Below are 16886 nucleotides of genomic sequence, written 5' to 3'. Positions count from 1 at the left end.
ATAAAGAATTAGATGTTTCATGAAAATAAAATTATTCCGTTAAAGGGCCATTTAATTGAAGAAGAAATGGTTACACAACTGTTAAGTTATGAAACTGTTTTGTTAAACGAAAATAAGAAAAACCGGGCAAAACCGCCAGGTTTTTCTTATTAAAGGTTCTATTAGTAGATGATGCATATTTATTTGGTATTCTCTAAAATACTGCGAATTTTATCTGAATAAATTTTGGCTAAAGAATAAGAGGTATATTTAAAATTGGACATGCTGGCTTTTTTTGGAATTCCCATATCAACCCATTGACGATCAAGTTTTGCAAGAATAAATCGGGGGTCTGCTTCATTAGTATTTTCATTGAAAATTGCATAGCTGGAGCCGCCATCTCCTAAATCAATTTTTGTACCGTCATTTAATTCTATTATGTAATAAAAATCACCTTTTGAGGAACCTAAGAATTGCTTTTTCCCATAAATACCCGCGGTGATCTTTGTGATATTGTTGTAGCTGTATTGCTTTCCTTGAGGTATGAGGAAGGAATGGTTGATAATTTTATTATTAGTTACAACCGCCACATTTGTGACAATAGCATAAAACAACATAATGTTAACAATACCGAAAATGGGGAATACCGTTCTACGATGTTTTTTATAAAATCCGGAAAACCATTTTCTTAAATCCTTATATAAAAGAAGGAAAAGACCAAACATTAGGTAAAACTCATATATAAAAACAAATCTTGATGCAGTAGATTTAATAACCCATATGAGGGAATTATTGGGAACAAGTAATTTTTCTTGAATAAATGAAATGAATGCAAAAATAGCTACCGATAAAATAAACACGGCAATTAAACCAAATAAGCCCAATAAGATTGATTTTAACGTTCTCAATAAATACAGCCCCTGACTTGTCCATTTGTTTGAGAAGGTATTACATTTAATATTATAGAGTAAACATTTCGTATAAAAAAGGATACGATTATGGACTTTATAGATGGGCGTTATTTGCTGCTATTTTTGTTGACGATTTTCAATTAAAGGGCGCAATCCTGGAATAAGGATAAGCGCTCATTTTTCATTTTAGGGCCAGATTATTGAGTTACACAGATAGAAAATGATTGAACTTTTTTATTAAAACCAAACTTAAATCCAGTGGAAAAGAATCCATTTTTATTTATCTACCTTTTCAATTTCTTTCATAATCAATTCAAAATCTATATCAGCAATCGCTTCATCCAAAAGGAGTCGATTTTTAATATCACTTACTAATTTTAGTAATCTCTCACTAGCCTTTGATAAATCTTCTTTTTTATGGAAGACAGAATATAAAGTTAGATCACGAAGTTTGAAGAATAATGGTATCTGTCTAATCCAATAGGGGTCAATGTAATTCTCCTCGTAATATCCTTTTAAAAATTGTCTAGCAAAGTTTTGGGCAAATTCAGATCGTTCTTCCTTACTTTCAAGAGCCATATTAAACCAAACAGCATAATAAATCGGGATCGCAATATCGCTAGCAAACCAATGAAAGGAGCAATCATCGAAATCAAAAACTTCTATTGTGCCATCTTCTACAAAGAAATTCCCTGAATGAACATCAGAATGGATTAATCCATAGGAATCAGGATTTTTTTCAAGCTGTTGTATTTGTTGAAGTAAGGCTTTTCCTTTTTCGATCACAGCTTTATCATCAGCAGGGGAATATTTTTCAATTAAAATTAACTCTTCTTCGTCCCATTCAGGTCGTTTCGTGATATGATCCGGTTTTTGATAGTTTTTGGTGGCAAAATTCATTTTCCCAACTAACTTTCCCCATTCGTAATACAAAGCATCATTGAAATCGTCCATTCGAACATTTTTTCCATTTGCCTTTTTAAATAGGCAGGCGTAAAAGAATGTGTCTTCTGAAACTAATACTTCCACATAATTTCCACTAATAGAAGGTAGTGCACGGCATACATTTACCTTTTGATCAGATAAAAAATTTAACCAATCCAACTCCGATTCTATTTGATCCTTTGCTCTATGGGAGCTGTGAGTTAAGCGTAAGACAAAAGGGATGCCATTCCGATAGACTTCAAATGCGTAATTTTCGAAATCTCCAAGCTTTTTTGGTTCCTTCTCTGTTGCTGCAAATAAGGATAAAGCCTTTTGAATAAGCTCTTCCGTTAATAATCTTGACACCGATTCTTCCATGGTACAGCCCCCATCTCTTAACTATTGTAAGAAAATTCTATAAAAAAGTAGACGTATCGTCAACACTGACATATTGTTATTTCGACAGAACCTTGGCTATTTTTTTTCATAAGAAAATAATGGTAAAATAAAAACAACGAATTGGAGAGGAGAGGGCAGGGATGAGTCTATACCAAAATAAGCAAATATCTTTAAATGACTATTTTGAAATTCGAGAGAAGTCTGAGGGATTTTTGGAGTATATTGATGGAATAGTCTATATGTCACCTTCACCATCAACACAACATCAACGAATATCAAGAAAACTTCTTATTAAATTTGATAAAATTCTAGATGGAAGGCCCTGTGAAGTATTTCATGCACCTTTTGATATTGAATTAAAAAATGAAAACATAGAAGGAACAAAAATTGTCATACCAGATCTCAGTGTCATCTGTGATAAAAGTGGTTTTATAGAATCACGTTATATTGGTGTGCCGTCTCTCATTGTAGAAATTCTAAGCCCCTCTAATCAATCTCATGATTTAATTACAAAATTAAATATTTATATGAATGCTGGCGTTCAAGAGTATTGGATCGTTAACCCAATGCTCCATTCCGTAACGGTTTATACCCTTAATAAAGAAAGAATGTACGAACAGCATGATATGAAAACAGAAGGCGGTAACATTACATCGAGTTTCCTACAGGGATTCTCCGTTGATTTAAAAGAGATTTTTTATGACTAGTTTTGAAAACTTTTTTAGATAAGCCTTTTTGCAACGAAAACTATAAATGTACTTTAAACAAAGAAATAATCCACCCTTGATTTGACATCGCAATTGTTTGGGGAGGGAAGAACTGATGCCATTAGAAATTGTTCGTCATGATATTACAAAGATGAATGTATATGCGATTGTGAATGCTGCGAATACAGCACTGAAAATGGGCGGCGGTGTATGTGGAGCTATATTTCATGCGGCAGGTGCCAGTGAGTTGCAAAAAGCATGCGATCAAATAGGTCATTGTAATGTTGGGGAAGCCGTTATTACGGATGGGTTTAAATTGGATGCAAAATATATTATTCATACACCAGGTCCTATTTGGCATGGCGGTTCAAATCAAGAAGCAGCTTTGTTAAAGGCATCTTATAATAACTCTTTGGTACTTGCAAAAAATCATCAATGTGAATCCATTGCATTTCCGTTAATTTCGACTGGCATATATGGTTATCCGAAGGAGGAAGCCTTACAAATTGCAGTTTCCACCATCAGTTCATTTTTATTCAATCATGACATGCTCGTTTATCTTGTTGTTTTTGACAAGAAATCTTTCGGTTTAAGCAAGAAGTTATTTACATCTATTCATCAATATATTGATGAGCATTATGTAGAGGAAACCGAAAGCACTTTTAAACGAAATAGAAAAGATCGATATATAATGGAACAACTACATGAAGTTGAAATTCTTCAAGAGGACCTATATAAAGAGGCAGAGTGTTCCTTAATAAACCTGTTGGACCAACTTGATGAATCTTTTTCCGAGCGGCTACTTCGTTTAATTGATGAAAAAGAAATGACAGATGTTGAGACGTATAAAAGGGCGAATATTGATCGGCGATTATTCTCAAAAATCCGAAATGAGGTCGAATATAACCCACATAAAAAAACCGCGATTGCTTTTGCGATTGCCTTAAAATTAAATTTAGAGGAAACGATTGCTCTGCTAGCTTCCGCTGGTTATACCTTGTCACGCAGCAGTAAATTTGATGTCATTATTGAGTTCTTTATTCAACAAACCAATTACAATATTCATGAAATCAATGAAGCTTTATTTGCTTTTGACCAGCCATTACTTGGTGCTTAAAATGTCGCTTTCGAAGCGACCATTTCATATCGAATGATTGTTATCCTTGGTTTATCAAAGAACGGAGGATGACGATCATGAAAAAGAATTTAACAGAAATAGTGTTTATTTTAGATAAAAGCGGCTCAATGGCAGGCCTTGAAGTAGATACAATTGGCGGTTATAATGCGATGCTGATGAAACAGCAGAAAGCTGAAGGGGAAGCCATTGTTACTACCGTATTTTTTAATGACCTTTACGAATTATTACACGACCGAATTAATATAAAGGCAATATTCCCCATTACGGAAGCTGATTATGAAGTAGGGGGTACTACTGCGTTACTAGATGCCATTGGTTTTACCATTCAAAAAATAGTGAATGTTCAAAAGAGGACAAGTGAGGATGAACGTGCGGAAAAGGTTCTATTTGTTATTACAACGGATGGGGAGGAAAATGCCAGCCGTGAATTCACTGTAAGCAAAATCAAAAAAATGGTTCAGTATCAAAAAGAGAAATATGGCTGGGAATTCCTGTTCCTTGGAGCCAATATCGATGCCATCACAACCGCTGCACGCTTTGGAATCAATGAGGACTTCGCAGTGGAGTACCATGCTGATAATACGGGAACGCAAATAAATTATGAAGCGGTAAACGAAGTCGTGATCAATCTTCGCAGTGGCAAAAAGATTGATCGAAGCTGGAAGGAAGAAATTGAAAGGGATTATAACCGGCGGTCGAGAAATCAATAAGATACAAAAATTTTTCGGTCCTTTTAAGAGAATCGTCGTCGATTGCTGAACCGTACATGCGACCAATCATGTACGGTCTGTTTCATTTTTCCTATCTCCATATGTTACTACGGTTTATTCAATCTATATTTAATGTCCTTTTTCATGTAAGGTAGAGTAGAACGTAAAATGCAGAATAAACAGTTACGGCTTTTTATATGGAAGTGGGGGATGGTTATGAGACGACTGATTTTATCGACAGAAAGTGGCGCGGATTTACCAAAAGAATTAGCTGACAAACATAATGTTCAAGTGGTCCCAATGCACGTCATCATGGATGGGCAGGATTATTTAGACGGTTCGTTACCAATAACGGATATTTATAACTATTATGAGCGAACAAAAAAAATACCCTCTACAACGGCCACAAATTCCCATGAATATCATGAATTTTTCACGAAGATAAAAAATGATTTTCCTGATTGTATCATTATACATATTGGTTATACGTCAAAGGCATCTTCTTCCTTCCAAAATGCGATAATCGCATCGGAAGAATTGGATGATATTTTTCTAATTGACGCTTTAAACGTTACAGGTGGATTAACTGCTATTGTGATGTATGCGGTTACCTTGTTAAAGAATGAACCTACGATTGACCCTGTTCGCTTAGTAGAGATGATTGAATCAAAGGTTCCTAAATCAAGACTGGCTTTCGTTCCCGGAAAATTAGAATTTTTAAGAGCAGGTGGACGAGTTAGTAATCTAGCTTATCTCGGAGGGGCTTTGTTAAAAATAAAGCCGCGTATTGAACTAATTGATGGAAATCTTGTTTCAACAAAAAAATATCGTGGGAAAATGGATGGAGTTACAGAAAAACTGATGCGAGATTATTTAAATCAATACGACATTGATAGAGAACAACTTTATCTTCTTTACTCAATTGGACTTGATGAAAGGATCAAGCAGAGGATGGATGAAATCGCAAAAGAAACTGGTTTTAAAAATGTTAAATGGATTCAAGCCGGCGCTATGATATCTACTCACGCAGGACCTGGCGGATTTGGACTGGCAGGCTTAGAAGTTTAGGAACGGTCAAAAGTGAAAGTGTGGATGTCTGGTCACACCCTATTTTGAACATAAGCGAATTTCCTTTGATGAATACATAGGTCAAAAAGAAAAATGGATAATTAGACATTCTAATACAGCTTGTGAGACAATCTTACAGATTGAAGCTGGGTTATTTGTTCCGTGTATACCGTAATGATGTTTTGACAATCCCAAATCAGCCTTGCCCTTTGGCAAGACTGATTTATAACTATATCCCTCATACTCTAGCAACTATGAGTTGTAAATACTGCTGACATTAATGAAATACGTGCTGTCCATTTTTTTATGACGTTTTTTTCATTGGAATAATATTATGATCTGATTGTTGCTTTTTAATTTTTTTTCGGTATACGATTTTAGACAATGTAACACTAAATTCATATAAAACGAATAGTGGTACGATAACTAATATATCTGACATAATATCAGGTGGAGTTATGAAAATAGCTATAAGGGTTAGTAAAAAGTAAGATATCTTTCTAGCTCTAGATAGAAGCAGTGGATTAATGACACCAATTGAGGTAAGAAACATGGCAATGAGCGGTATTTCAAATAATAATCCAAACGGCAGTGTTAAGTTTATGATGAATTTAAAATACTTTTCAGCCGTAAACATGGTTTCAAATTGTCCTTTAGATAAGGATAATAAAAAGTTAAGAACAATTGGATACACGACAAAATAACCGAATGAAAGCCCTGTTATAAACAAAGTAAAAAATCCCGGAATGTAGGCTAATGTTATTTTTCGTTCTTTTTTAGTTAGTCCTGGTTTTACAAATAACCACGTTTGATGCGCAACAATCGGGATGGTAAGTGCGAACGCACTCACTCCTGAAATCATAAAATATATACTAAGGATTTCAGTTGGTCCTAATACTGCTAACTCACGATTAAGATCACGAATAAGCCAATCATAAATCTCCTTCACAAAAATGAATGATCCAAATAAAAAAACAATAAAAGCGAGTAATGTAATGATTAATCGCTTCCTTAATTCCCCAAGGTGATAAACAAGAGTTAACTCTTGATTTTTCATATAAGGCTCTCCCTTCCTTTTAGAAATAAGAGGAAGATGTAAGCTTTGGACTTACATCTTCGACACTTTTACTTAGAATGACCACTATCATCTTTTTCCTCTGACATTATATCCTTTGTTGAGCTTTTAAATTCTCTTAATGTATTCCCAAATGCACGCCCAATTTCAGGTAACTTAGATGGCCCAAAAATGATAAGAGCAATAATTAATATTAAAATTAGACCAGGTACTCCTATATTTTGTAACATGATGTTTCCTCCATTAAAAATATTTTTAAACTATTGATACGGATAAGATGAACAACATTTATCCTTTCACCACTTTTTCTTTTTCTTTTTCTTTTCCTCCATTATTTAATGGTAAAGGATCCATACTTTGATCGTTCGCTGTTAAATCAATTCCATAGTCTTTAGCGAAAACCATATGGGTTTCTACAAGAACACCTTCTATATTTTCATCTAAATTGAATATTCTCGCTCCACGAAGTCTGTTTCTATCAGCACCAGAAAGCCCGTACGTTCCAAAACCTGTGTTACCAGCATACCCAAGCAAAATTCCATAATAGTTGCCACAGTAGGTGTTTACATGATCATGTCCGCAGAAAACGCCCTTAACGTCCCCTCTCTCTAACATGGCTGAAAACAAACCACCGTTAACAGGTCCTGGACATTCATCTTCATTTCTTTCTCCTACAATATTATGTTTTGCCACTGCAAGATCATGGTTAGCTTGTGTTCTACTATCAACACTTCCATACCACATAAAACGATGTTCCCAAAGAGGGATATGAATGAACACAAGTGAAGGAACTTTATAACCATATTGCTTCTCAAGTTTTTTGGATTTCTCATAATACCAATTAACTTGATTAAAACGAAGCCAATCCCAAGTAGGGTATCCTTTAAAATCTTGTCCGGCTATTTGTGCTGGTGCATATCTTCCACTGTCAAGAAGCCAGAGGTTGAATGCCGCCTTATTGCCTTTTGATTTTCTTATTACAAGGTTCATGTTTCCTGTTCCAGTAAGGCCCTTTTCTCCAGGTTCATTCATATTATATTTGTAATTCATATAGAACTTCAGCATGTCATTCTCATACATTCCACTATTGGGTGAAGAATCTTCATCATGATTTCCAAATGTAACTGCCCATTTAATTCCTCTTTTTTCCATTGGCTGAGCTACATTATTTAAGGCTTGTTTCATCTCTAATTCAGTATCACAGCCTCCAGTAATATTGTCACCGTTAAGAACAACAAAATCCGGCTTCTCTGTGTCAAGAACTTTCTCCATAAGTTCAAGTGTCCTGCGATCAATTCGTTCATCATCTTGAGTGTCGTTAAATTGTACAACTTTAAACTTTCCATCTGAGTTAAATTGAATCTTAGCATTTTCTAATTCTTCAGCATGTACATTGTTAGTAAATAAATCTCCCGGCAATCCAGTAGACGCAAGTGTTAACGCAAGCGTACTCATTCCTCCTATTTTCATAAAACTCCTTCTGTCTAACCCTTTGTTTTGATCCTGATTACCCATGAACATTACCTCCAAATTTTTTGAAATTAATAGAGCCTTGCAATCGAAAAGAGAAAAAATAGGGGGAGAAGTTGTATACAGTTCTTCAAGTGCAAGCAATCATTATTTAAGAACTGCCGCCAATTCCCGTCATCTACTATTACATCGTAGAATAAAAATATTGATAGACTATTAAGTATGCTAGAAATGTAAGTAAAAAAAACAAAGATAGAACAGAAAACAAATAAGCCAAGTAAAACGACAATATAGTCTTTTTAATAAAAAAATTCAGACTATTTATAGTAGAATAGATAGAGGAAAAAGATGCTTTTTGATTTTATTTTATTCTTCATTTTTGATTAATTTACAAAACTTAATATTTTCTTAGGCTTTTTTTTATATTTAGTTCTTATAATTGTTTAAAACAAAACAAATTTAAATGATGGAGGAATTGAGAGTATTGTATGAATAAGTCTTTAATTACAGAAAGGTATAGAGTAATAATTAGAGAACTTGAAATAAAAAATAAAATTAATGTAGTGGATTTAGCAATTAAATTAAACGTAACACCAGAAACGATTCGAAAAGATTTAAGCGTGCTTGAGGAGAAAAAGAAATTACGTAGAATTCATGGTGGGGCTATTCAATATTTTGGTTTGATGAAAGAACCTCATTTTAATAAAAAAATCAGCATCTCTCATAATCAAAAAAAAATGATAGGGGAAACTGCCGCAACTTTCATTATGGATGGGGAAACGGTTGCTTTAGATGTAGGATCAACAACCTTACATATTGCGAGTTCAATTGAAAATGTAAAAAATATCACGATTGTGACCAACTCATTAGCAGCAGCTGAAATCTTAAATAATCGATTAGAAAATCAACTATTTGATGGCAATGTTATCGTACTTGGAGGAACAACTAATCCACTGCAACGTTCAATCAGTGGACCATTAACCAATCAGTTATTAGAACACTTTTATTTTGATAAAGCATATATTTCATGTGGGGGAATTAGCAAGGAAGGAATATGTGATTTCAATATTGATAAAGCAACTGCATCTACAATTATGATGAAAAGATCAAGAAGTGTATATGTTGTAACTGATTCTTCCAAAATTAATCAGAAGGCTCTTTTTCATATAGGGTCATTCCCATCAATTGATTTTGTTATTACAGATCAAGAAATGCCCGCTGATTGGTCTAAAGATGCTATGGTTAGAAACCTAAAATGGATAAAAGTAGGTGATATGTATGAAAATTAATTACCATGTTCATCTTAAGGAAGTTCCTTATTCCTTTAGATAGTTAGAAAAAACCTATTATGTGCAGTTTCAAAAACGGAACTAGGCTTTACTGATTGGCATTGCCATCATAAAAATCCATATCATCTTTCGAAAGATAATAGATTTTCAAACCTGATGTCAATCCATTTCGCTACGAAAGTCAATCCAGTATAAAGTAACTCAGGCATTTGTTAATAAACAGGAATTAATTTAAATGTTTTTGAGGGATTATTCAACGGTGACGTTTTGCCGACGGGATACGATCAACAAACCGCAAATATCTATACTATTAAAATCAGCAGTATTTAAAGTATTCTAAGAAGAAAAATTGAGTGAGAAGCTACTTTAAATACTTGATATCTTAACTCAGTAAACAATGCATTCAAAGTATTGAATGTAGCGATGTCTTATCAGTGAGAAGGCATCGAATTGTTGATTTGAAATAAAGTTCGATAATTTAATAAAGTTTGATCAAAATCCTGTATTAATTAAACAGGATTTTTCTTTTTTGCTCTTGGAGATGCTGACAATGCCCTAGCATGTTACTCAAATAAAGGGCCAGATAATGGAATAAACTAGAAGGACTGTTAGATATGATTCCTTTATCACACAACTATACAGTTGCTTACATTCGACGAGTAATCGTAAAGTTACATATACTTGTCAGGTAACTGCAGGATTGCTTATATTCAAGGAGGTAAAACGTGGATTACATTTCACTGAAAGAAGTGGTGCTAAAGGTGAAACGGTGGCCTAAAGATACCATAGCGGCGGGTCGTCGTCATACCGTTGGGCTTAAATCTGACGGAACGTTGACGGCTGTGGGTGATAATAAATATGGCCAATGTGATGTAAACGGCTGGAGCGATATTGTGGCGGTCACGGCGGGTAATGTTCATATGGCAACGAACACGGGTAATGCTCATACAGTCGGTCTTAAATCTGATAGTACTGTGGTGGCTGTGGGTTGGAATAAGCATGACCAATGCGATGTAAACGACTGGCACGATATTGTAGCGGTTGCGGCGGGTTGGCGTCGTACCATTGGGCTTAAATCGGATGGCACGGTGGTTGCAGTGGGCCGAAATAATGAAGGTGAATGCGATGTAAGCGGCTGGCATGATATTGTGGCGGTCGCGGCTGGTGACTGGCATACCATCGGTCTTAAATTGGACGGAACGGTAACGGCTGTGGGTAATAATCGGTATCGCCAATGCAATGTATGCAGCTGGAGCGATATTGTGGCGGTCGCAGCGGGCTATCTTCATACCATCGGTCTTAAATCTGACGGTACAGTGTCGGCTGTGGGTTTGAATATACATCACCAATGCGATGTAAGCGACTGGCGCAATATTGTGGCGATAGCAGTGGGTAGTAATCATACCATCGGCCTTAAATCTGACGGTACAGTGTCGGCAATGGGCTGGAATGAGTATGGCCAATGTAATGTAAGTGATTGGCGCGATATTGTGGCGATAGCGGCGGGTTGTACTCATACCGTCGGTCTTAAATCGGATGACACGGTGGTGGCTGTGGGTGATAATGAATATGGCCAATGCGATGTAAGCGGCTGGTGCAGCATCCAACTGCCCGGCAATTAGTTTTTAATAACAACAAACCAGAGAATAACTGAACGAGTTAATGAGCATTGCTTCGAAAAAAGGCTATTCCATTAAAGGGCGCTTTTCTGAAGTAACGAAAAAAGCCTAATTTCTCATTATTAAAATTGAGAAATTGGGCTTTTTAATATTGTAATTTCCTTAACGTTGTAAATCCGCATTTTCCTGACGCTACCCCATTTTATACTTGTATTATTCCATTAAAGCGCCCGATGGTTGAAGAGCTAAAAATGAATAAGCAAAGCAGAAATAAATCATAGGTGTTCATTTTTGATACCAGCCGTTCATTTATTTCCTAATTGATTTTCGGCTTCTTTTACTAGAAATCTATATTGTTTTCTATCTTGGTAGTGATTAATTACATAATAAAGAGCACGTTCATATGCTGTTTCAAATGCCTCGTTTTGTGTTGTCTTAACATCCGGGGTCACGCCTTTTCCCTCCCAATTTGTTTGGGTAATGGGATTAATTGCCCGCCCATCTGGGATAAAGATGCTAAAATGTTTCGTTAATTGATGAACAGCACCCGGATTGGCTCCTCCTGCCGTAACTTCTCCGATGACGGTTGCACGCTTTAAGTTTTTCAGATTATAAGCAAACTCTTCAGCACCGGAGAATGTTTTGTGGCTCGTTAATACATAGACAGGCTTGTCTCCATACCGTTTTCCGGGAACGTATGATAACGTCCAAGACTGGCTTAAAAAATCCTTTGACCTTGAATAAAAGCTGTTCAGGTGAAAAGGTTCAGAATTAAACAAATAACTTATTATAAAGGCAACCATTAAAGGACTTCCGCCTCCGTTACTCCTCAAGTCAAAGATAAGGGCGTCCGTATTGGCCACCAGATTCATTGCATTCACAGCAGCCTCGGCAGCAAACTCTGGTTCGTAGAAAGCTCGAAGTTCGATATAACCGATATTTCCTGGAAGACGTTCAACTTTATGAAACCCATAATTGTCGATCTTTGCTTGTAGGAGATAATCCTCTCTTTGTTCTTTCTCACGAATCTTTCGATCAATAGACTTCTCTTGTTCTGTGTATCGTAATCTCAAATGTTTGTCTTTACTTATTTCCCGAAGATCGTTGGTGATTTGCTCACAAAATGTTTCCGGACTTTTAATGGATTCGTAATCTTTTCTTGTTAACTTTAGTTCCAAGTACTTTCCCATTTCTTTAGCAATATCAGGAAACACGTAATGTTCGTTTAACGCTTTGACTAATGAATGGATGATTTCATCATGAACCCAGCCGCTCATTTTGTTAGCTTGCACAAGGATCATCCCCTTTGAATCGCTCTATTTTTTCAGATGCTATTTGATACATTCGAGCTTATACTCAGCATATCTCATTCCCCGGAGCAATAACAAGAAAACTGCTGTAATAATTATGCCATAAGGGCACAAAGTAAAGAACCTCCTTGAGTTATCTTTTCACTTATTCCATTTTAACCCGATAGTGGAACAACGTGTTGAGTAATTTGATCAAACTTTATTTCAAACGGTCTATCTTTTTTACAAATGAAGGAGTGCAAATCAAAAAGTAAATAAAATAAGAAAGATTCACAAGGATGGGGATTATGGAACAATGGCTTGATGTTCAAACACTTATCTGGTTATTTTCGATTATGTTTGTCATTGCCCTCAGCCGTTCTTGGAAAGCGTAAAGTCGTTCGTCGGTTTCAAAAAGGAGTTCAATGGAATCCAGCAGACGATTTCTGCTTTCAAATGGAACTGAAAACGTTTAACACTACAGGGACAAATTGGGTAATTGACGGTGAACTATATACTTTAAAATAAATACCTCAACCTTTGTCCAGATATAATTGTTTAGTGTAGTTGAGCCTAAATGATTCTGATAGAGAAAGGGGATTATTGAATGATTTCCCAAAGAGTGAAGTAGAAATTATCAAAATCCTCGGAAATAGTATGGCCAACAATAACACTGAAAGATTTCTAAATGCATTTAATAACATCCATGATTATATAAAGAGGGAATGCGGTTCAAATGGACATCTTGGTTTTACAGAGGGACTTAATAAGTTAAGGAATAAAAACTTTATTTTAGAGGTATTGGAAAGACATCTTGTTCATGAGGGGGACGTCTTGGGTTTATTGCAAAAGTTGTAATACCTACTAGGATCAAAACAAAGATTGAAAGCATGATAAATAGGGAACAATTGAAGTTCTTGTGAATTGCTGACAATTATGTAAATTTTTAAAAGGTGTACTATTTTCAGTACACCTTTTTGTCTATAATGATAGTAGGCATTTTAACCTAAAAGAGGTGAGAAAAGTGGGGAAATTACTTTTTACTGAATTTGAGGAGGTCGCTTCAAAGAACCGACTTAGCGAGTGGTTTGACTACCAATCGAGCGGACAAAAACCAGTGAGCGACAGGACAGCTACAAAAATCAGAAGGAGAACCAAAAAAATTAGGCTCAGGACAATATGTGGTAGGCAAGGATATCCCAGCAGGCAGATATGTTGCACACGCATTAGGACGCGGCTCAAACTTCTTCGTATATGATGGGGGCAGTGGGTCAGCAAAGGTAAATACAATACTTGGAAGTGCAGGAGGAATTGGTACGGGCGACTATACATTCTTCTGCGACGATAGAGACATCATCGAAACTCACGAATCAGTACAATTAAGTCCAGTTAAATAATCATTTTTGGGAAGTTGATGGGAAATGTTGACTTCCCAAAAGGAATTCATAAATTTAAAATCAGTTATGAAGTTATTGTTATGAAGCTTACAAACTATGAAGAGATTTTATCTAAATTAATTAAGTGTCAGTATAATTCGGATTAGAAAAGTAGGTAAATCAGAAATCTTATCTAAAATGATTCTTTTTGGAAGGAGTTTAGCTGCAAGAATGAGAATATTTACTTTAGTAAAATACTTTTAGGAGTTGAAACCATGAGCAAGTATTCACCATTATTAAATTATTTAAGTAACCATGATGGAAATCATATTAAATTAACATTTAACCAAATTGAAACAATTATTTCGGATAAATTGCCGCAATCAGCATCTAAATATAGAGAATTCTGGTCAAATGGTGGGCATAGTCATGCAAGTTCCTGGATGGAGGCTAATTGGAGAGTTGAACATGTGGTTTTAGGAGAATACATTGTATTTGAAAAATAAACTTCAGAATAATTATTAAAATTAGTGTACCCACTTTAGCAGAAAGATGGTGCAGCAATTGTTAGCAGAAATACATAATAAAATTGCGGCAAATGGCAGCAACTTGACTGATCGGTTGGAGGATAAATTAACTGGAGACTTCTTTGGCACTTTGCGTTACTTGCCATTTGAAATTGGCATGAAATCAGTTCTTTCATCAGTTAGATTTGAAAATGACAAGGTCACCCAAGAATGGAATGGCATAATTCAAGTTGAAAGGGGTTATATGCAAGAAATAGAATTCTGGTATCGGCACTCTGAAGGGGAAATAGATTTATTAGTTCCTTTATCCAATGTAATTATTGGCATTGAAGTCAAATATTTAAGTGGTATTTCTTCAGAAGATGACACTATTGATAACAGCATAAATTACCAGGAAAGCTGTAATCAGTTAGCTAGATATTCCAGAATGATGAAAGATATTTCTAATGGAAGAATAACTTACTTAATTTTTCTAGCCCCGTATAAAATGATGCAGGAAGTTGAGAAAACGCTTCGGAATCGTTCGATTATTGCTCCAGATGTAAAACTAGGTTTTTTATGCTGGGAAGATATTCTTGATTCACTAGATGAAATTGATTTGTCACAACTTGAAATAGGGCAGAAAATGATTGTCCATGATTTACAATCACTTCTCATGAAAAAGGGACTCATGAGATACAAGGGGATTTCAAAAGACATTCTAGAAAAGGAAGTATCTAATGGACCTTATATTTTTCAAAATGGCCCCAAAATAACTATAAACATGAGTTGGCCCACTAAATTAATAATGGAGGAAGAATATTATGTCTTTAATAAAGAGTAATCTGGGGCAAAATATTTCTACTGCTGTAGAAGTTTTAATAGAAACATATAAAAACCTAGACAGCTTATTTGTAGAGTTGGATCGAATAGGGGAAGAAGAAGGATTTTTAACCCTTACACCAAGATTCATGCGTTGGAAATCAGATTCTGATCCAGCGGGATGGTTGACCAGTAATTTCATTAAGCTGTATCAATTAGAAAAAGACCCGGATTTCTCAAATAATCTAGGCTTGAAATCTGGTTCATTATTTGGAGTAGAGGTCGATTTACTAACAAATGAATATCCAGTTATTTCACTTATAAGGTACACATTTGATTATTCTCATTGGACAAAATTGCCGTCAATTTCAGATCACTGGATTTTCTTCGGACCATTTAGATACGATAACTTCTTTAATATATATGAAGAAGACGGTCTTTGGTCGAGCGAACCTTTAGACAAAGCCAAAAAACGCTACTGGGGAATACAAAGAGCTGTTGCAAGGCAGATCCCACTCGTAGAAATCACAACACCTGAATCTATTCGGACAAAGATATTTCAGGAATTAGATCAATTACCGATATAATAGGAAAGTTTATACGAATTAATGGGGAAGATTCGTTTATTTCAATCTTAAAGCACCTTATGAAATTAAAAGCTCCAAACTCGTCGTAATGGCCCCGATAACGTGCGGTTACTCCCTTGAATGTGTTCCTGGAGAGAAAGTGGCTAACTATTACAAGCGAAGGGCAGAGAATGGAGTAAGGAGCATCCTGCTCTATACCGTTTCAGACTGTCGACAAATCCGAAAAACTTCGGGTTTGCCGGCTCTCTTTTCTTACGATTAGTCAATAATTATTTCATAAAATATTTTTAAATCATATATTTGGTAAGAGAGTGAATGATCAAACCAAAACTTTACAATTGACAAAACGAACTGTAACGATTAAATTTACAGTATGGAAACTGTAAGGTTTTTTATTACATTTAAAAATACTTGCCAAATACATTTAGGAGTGTGTAAAACCATGGTGACTGTGTATACGACACCGAGTTGTGGTTCATGTCGAAAAGCAAAAGCTTGGCTGGAAGAGCATCAAATTGACTATATTGAAAGAAACATAGTATCTCATCCCCTTACAGTCGATGAGATTAAATCGATTCTTCGCTTGACAGAAGAGGGGACTAGTGAGATTATTTCCACTAATTCGAAGGCATTCGAAGAATTAAACGTAAATATTGAATCTCTTCCGCTTAATGAATTGTATAAATTAATAATGGAGCATCCCAAAATGGTACGACGGCCAATTATCCATGACGAAAAAAGATTACAAGTTGGATATAACGAGGACGAAATTCGTAGTTTTCTGCCTCGTAGGATACGAAACTATTTGTACACCGAATTGCAAAAAGCGGCCAATTAAAATGAAAAAATAACGGCAAAATGCTTAGTCACGACAATAAAAACAAAAATTAACCCTTATTATATTTAATAAATAGGTTATTTAAAAGGAGGAGAAACTGATGATTGAAGTATTTGTGACAGTTAATTATAAAGATCGAAATTACCATACCAATGTTATCGTAAAAAAAGATATGGCTT

The 16886-nt window shown here is 35.3% G+C and carries 19 protein-coding genes and 1 pseudogene; 13 read left to right on the top strand and 7 right to left on the bottom strand.

Translation table 11 applies throughout. The features are described 5' to 3' along the window. Positions 1 to 179 precede the first annotated feature (179 nt). On the bottom strand, positions 180 to 839 hold the full coding sequence (locus tag RTR43_RS20285) for a hypothetical protein (protein WP_312474486.1): 660 nt from the start codon (positions 837 to 839) through the stop codon (positions 180 to 182). Positions 840 to 1166: 327 nt separating this feature from the next. After that, positions 1167 to 2192, bottom strand: coding sequence for a phosphotransferase enzyme family protein (locus tag RTR43_RS20280; protein WP_312474484.1), 1026 nt, complete (start codon positions 2190 to 2192; stop codon positions 1167 to 1169). A 161-nt stretch (positions 2193 to 2353) separates the two neighbouring features. Here RTR43_RS20280 and RTR43_RS20275 point away from each other — a divergent pair, with 161 nt between their 5' ends. The 4 genes from RTR43_RS20275 (at position 2354) to RTR43_RS20260 (ending at position 5836) form a co-directional block, all read left to right on the top strand. Next, positions 2354 to 2920 (top strand): Uma2 family endonuclease, encoded by a 567-nt coding sequence (locus tag RTR43_RS20275; RefSeq protein WP_312474482.1) that lies wholly within the window; start codon positions 2354 to 2356, stop codon positions 2918 to 2920. Between the two features lie 115 nt (positions 2921 to 3035). Then, complete coding sequence (locus RTR43_RS20270; protein WP_312474481.1) at positions 3036 to 4037, top strand: macro domain-containing protein; 1002 nt, start codon at positions 3036 to 3038, stop codon at positions 4035 to 4037. A 77-nt stretch (positions 4038 to 4114) separates the two neighbouring features. Further along, a complete protein-coding gene (locus tag RTR43_RS20265; protein WP_312474480.1) occupies positions 4115 to 4768 on the top strand; it encodes a vWA domain-containing protein in 654 nt (217 codons plus the stop codon). Positions 4769 to 4984: 216 nt separating this feature from the next. After that, positions 4985 to 5836, top strand: a complete 852-nt coding sequence (locus RTR43_RS20260; protein WP_312474479.1) for a DegV family protein — start codon at positions 4985 to 4987, stop codon at positions 5834 to 5836. A gap of 100 nt (positions 5837 to 5936) precedes the next feature. Here RTR43_RS20260 and RTR43_RS20255 read toward each other — a convergent pair. The 4 genes and pseudogenes from RTR43_RS20255 to RTR43_RS20240 form a co-directional block, all read right to left on the bottom strand. Further along, positions 5937 to 6034: pseudogene (locus RTR43_RS20255) on the bottom strand (L,D-transpeptidase); the annotation flags it as partial. Between the two features lie 106 nt (positions 6035 to 6140). Continuing rightward, entirely contained in the window at positions 6141 to 6893 is a 753-nt protein-coding gene (gene tatC / locus RTR43_RS20250; RefSeq protein WP_312474477.1) for a twin-arginine translocase subunit TatC, read from the bottom strand. A gap of 68 nt (positions 6894 to 6961) precedes the next feature. Next, a complete protein-coding gene (locus tag RTR43_RS20245; RefSeq protein ID WP_312474475.1) occupies positions 6962 to 7141 on the bottom strand; it encodes a twin-arginine translocase TatA/TatE family subunit in 180 nt (59 codons plus the stop codon). A 58-nt stretch (positions 7142 to 7199) separates the two neighbouring features. Next, positions 7200 to 8426, bottom strand: a complete 1227-nt coding sequence (locus tag RTR43_RS20240; RefSeq protein ID WP_312474472.1) for a metallophosphoesterase family protein — start codon at positions 8424 to 8426, stop codon at positions 7200 to 7202. A 443-nt stretch (positions 8427 to 8869) separates the two neighbouring features. Here RTR43_RS20240 and RTR43_RS20235 point away from each other — a divergent pair, with 443 nt between their 5' ends. Together RTR43_RS20235 and RTR43_RS20230 are read left to right on the top strand one after the other, a co-directional pair. Next, positions 8870 to 9670: a DeoR/GlpR family DNA-binding transcription regulator gene (locus RTR43_RS20235; RefSeq protein WP_312474469.1), complete on the top strand. Its 801-nt coding sequence runs from the start codon at positions 8870 to 8872 to the stop codon at positions 9668 to 9670. Positions 9671 to 10395: 725 nt separating this feature from the next. Continuing rightward, positions 10396 to 11292, top strand: coding sequence for an RCC1 domain-containing protein (locus RTR43_RS20230; protein WP_312474467.1), 897 nt, complete (start codon positions 10396 to 10398; stop codon positions 11290 to 11292). Positions 11293 to 11594: 302 nt separating this feature from the next. On the opposite strand, the gene RTR43_RS20225 is transcribed toward RTR43_RS20230, so the two are convergent. Beyond that, entirely contained in the window at positions 11595 to 12581 is a 987-nt protein-coding gene (locus RTR43_RS20225) for a S41 family peptidase (RefSeq protein ID WP_312474465.1), read from the bottom strand. Positions 12582 to 13181: 600 nt separating this feature from the next. Here RTR43_RS20225 and RTR43_RS20220 point away from each other — a divergent pair. From RTR43_RS20220 to RTR43_RS20190, 7 genes are all read left to right on the top strand, one after another. After that, a complete protein-coding gene (locus RTR43_RS20220) occupies positions 13182 to 13436 on the top strand; it encodes a hypothetical protein (RefSeq protein WP_312474463.1) in 255 nt (84 codons plus the stop codon). Between the two features lie 323 nt (positions 13437 to 13759). Next, entirely contained in the window at positions 13760 to 13975 is a 216-nt protein-coding gene (locus tag RTR43_RS20215; RefSeq protein WP_312474462.1) for a hypothetical protein, read from the top strand. Positions 13976 to 14229: 254 nt separating this feature from the next. Beyond that, the gene (locus RTR43_RS20210; protein WP_312474460.1) at positions 14230 to 14460 is read left to right on the top strand and encodes a DUF7662 domain-containing protein; all 231 of its coding nucleotides are present in this window, start codon (positions 14230 to 14232) and stop codon (positions 14458 to 14460) included. 58 nt (positions 14461 to 14518) lie between these two features. Then, positions 14519 to 15304: a hypothetical protein gene (locus tag RTR43_RS20205; protein ID WP_312474458.1), complete on the top strand. Its 786-nt coding sequence runs from the start codon at positions 14519 to 14521 to the stop codon at positions 15302 to 15304. Further along, the gene (locus tag RTR43_RS20200; protein WP_312474456.1) at positions 15285 to 15869 is read left to right on the top strand and encodes a hypothetical protein; all 585 of its coding nucleotides are present in this window, start codon (positions 15285 to 15287) and stop codon (positions 15867 to 15869) included. The genes RTR43_RS20205 and RTR43_RS20200 overlap by 20 nt, the downstream gene beginning before the upstream one ends. A 442-nt stretch (positions 15870 to 16311) precedes the next feature. After that, positions 16312 to 16707, top strand: coding sequence for a transcriptional regulator SpxA (gene spxA / locus RTR43_RS20195; RefSeq protein ID WP_312474454.1), 396 nt, complete (start codon positions 16312 to 16314; stop codon positions 16705 to 16707). 100 nt (positions 16708 to 16807) lie between these two features. After that, the coding region (locus tag RTR43_RS20190) for a BA3454 family stress response protein (RefSeq protein WP_312474526.1) at positions 16808 to 16886 on the top strand (79 nt) is incomplete at its 3' end.

The sequence above is a fragment of the Neobacillus sp. genome (assembly GCF_031988165.1).
Classification (GTDB): domain Bacteria; phylum Bacillota; class Bacilli; order Bacillales; family Cytobacillaceae; genus Neobacillus; species Neobacillus rhizosphaerae.
The sequence above is the reverse complement of the archived record's forward strand: the minus strand, read 5'-3'. Positions and strand labels throughout refer to the sequence as shown.

Coding starts and splice junctions, on each gene's coding strand:
- RTR43_RS20280 (WP_312474484.1), bottom strand. CDS start 2,192: ATGGAAGAATCGGTGTCAAGATTATTAACGGAAGAGCTTATTCAAAAG.
- RTR43_RS20275 (WP_312474482.1), top strand. CDS start 2,354: ATGAGTCTATACCAAAATAAGCAAATATCTTTAAATGACTATTTTGAA.
- RTR43_RS20270 (WP_312474481.1), top strand. CDS start 3,036: ATGCCATTAGAAATTGTTCGTCATGATATTACAAAGATGAATGTATAT.
- RTR43_RS20265 (WP_312474480.1), top strand. CDS start 4,115: ATGAAAAAGAATTTAACAGAAATAGTGTTTATTTTAGATAAAAGCGGC.
- RTR43_RS20260 (WP_312474479.1), top strand. CDS start 4,985: ATGAGACGACTGATTTTATCGACAGAAAGTGGCGCGGATTTACCAAAA.
- tatC (WP_312474477.1), bottom strand. CDS start 6,893: ATGAAAAATCAAGAGTTAACTCTTGTTTATCACCTTGGGGAATTAAGG.
- RTR43_RS20245 (WP_312474475.1), bottom strand. CDS start 7,141: ATGTTACAAAATATAGGAGTACCTGGTCTAATTTTAATATTAATTATT.
- RTR43_RS20240 (WP_312474472.1), bottom strand. CDS start 8,426: ATGGGTAATCAGGATCAAAACAAAGGGTTAGACAGAAGGAGTTTTATG.
- RTR43_RS20235 (WP_312474469.1), top strand. CDS start 8,870: ATGAATAAGTCTTTAATTACAGAAAGGTATAGAGTAATAATTAGAGAA.
- RTR43_RS20210 (WP_312474460.1), top strand. CDS start 14,230: ATGAGCAAGTATTCACCATTATTAAATTATTTAAGTAACCATGATGGA.
- RTR43_RS20200 (WP_312474456.1), top strand. CDS start 15,285: ATGTCTTTAATAAAGAGTAATCTGGGGCAAAATATTTCTACTGCTGTA.
- spxA (WP_312474454.1), top strand. CDS start 16,312: ATGGTGACTGTGTATACGACACCGAGTTGTGGTTCATGTCGAAAAGCA.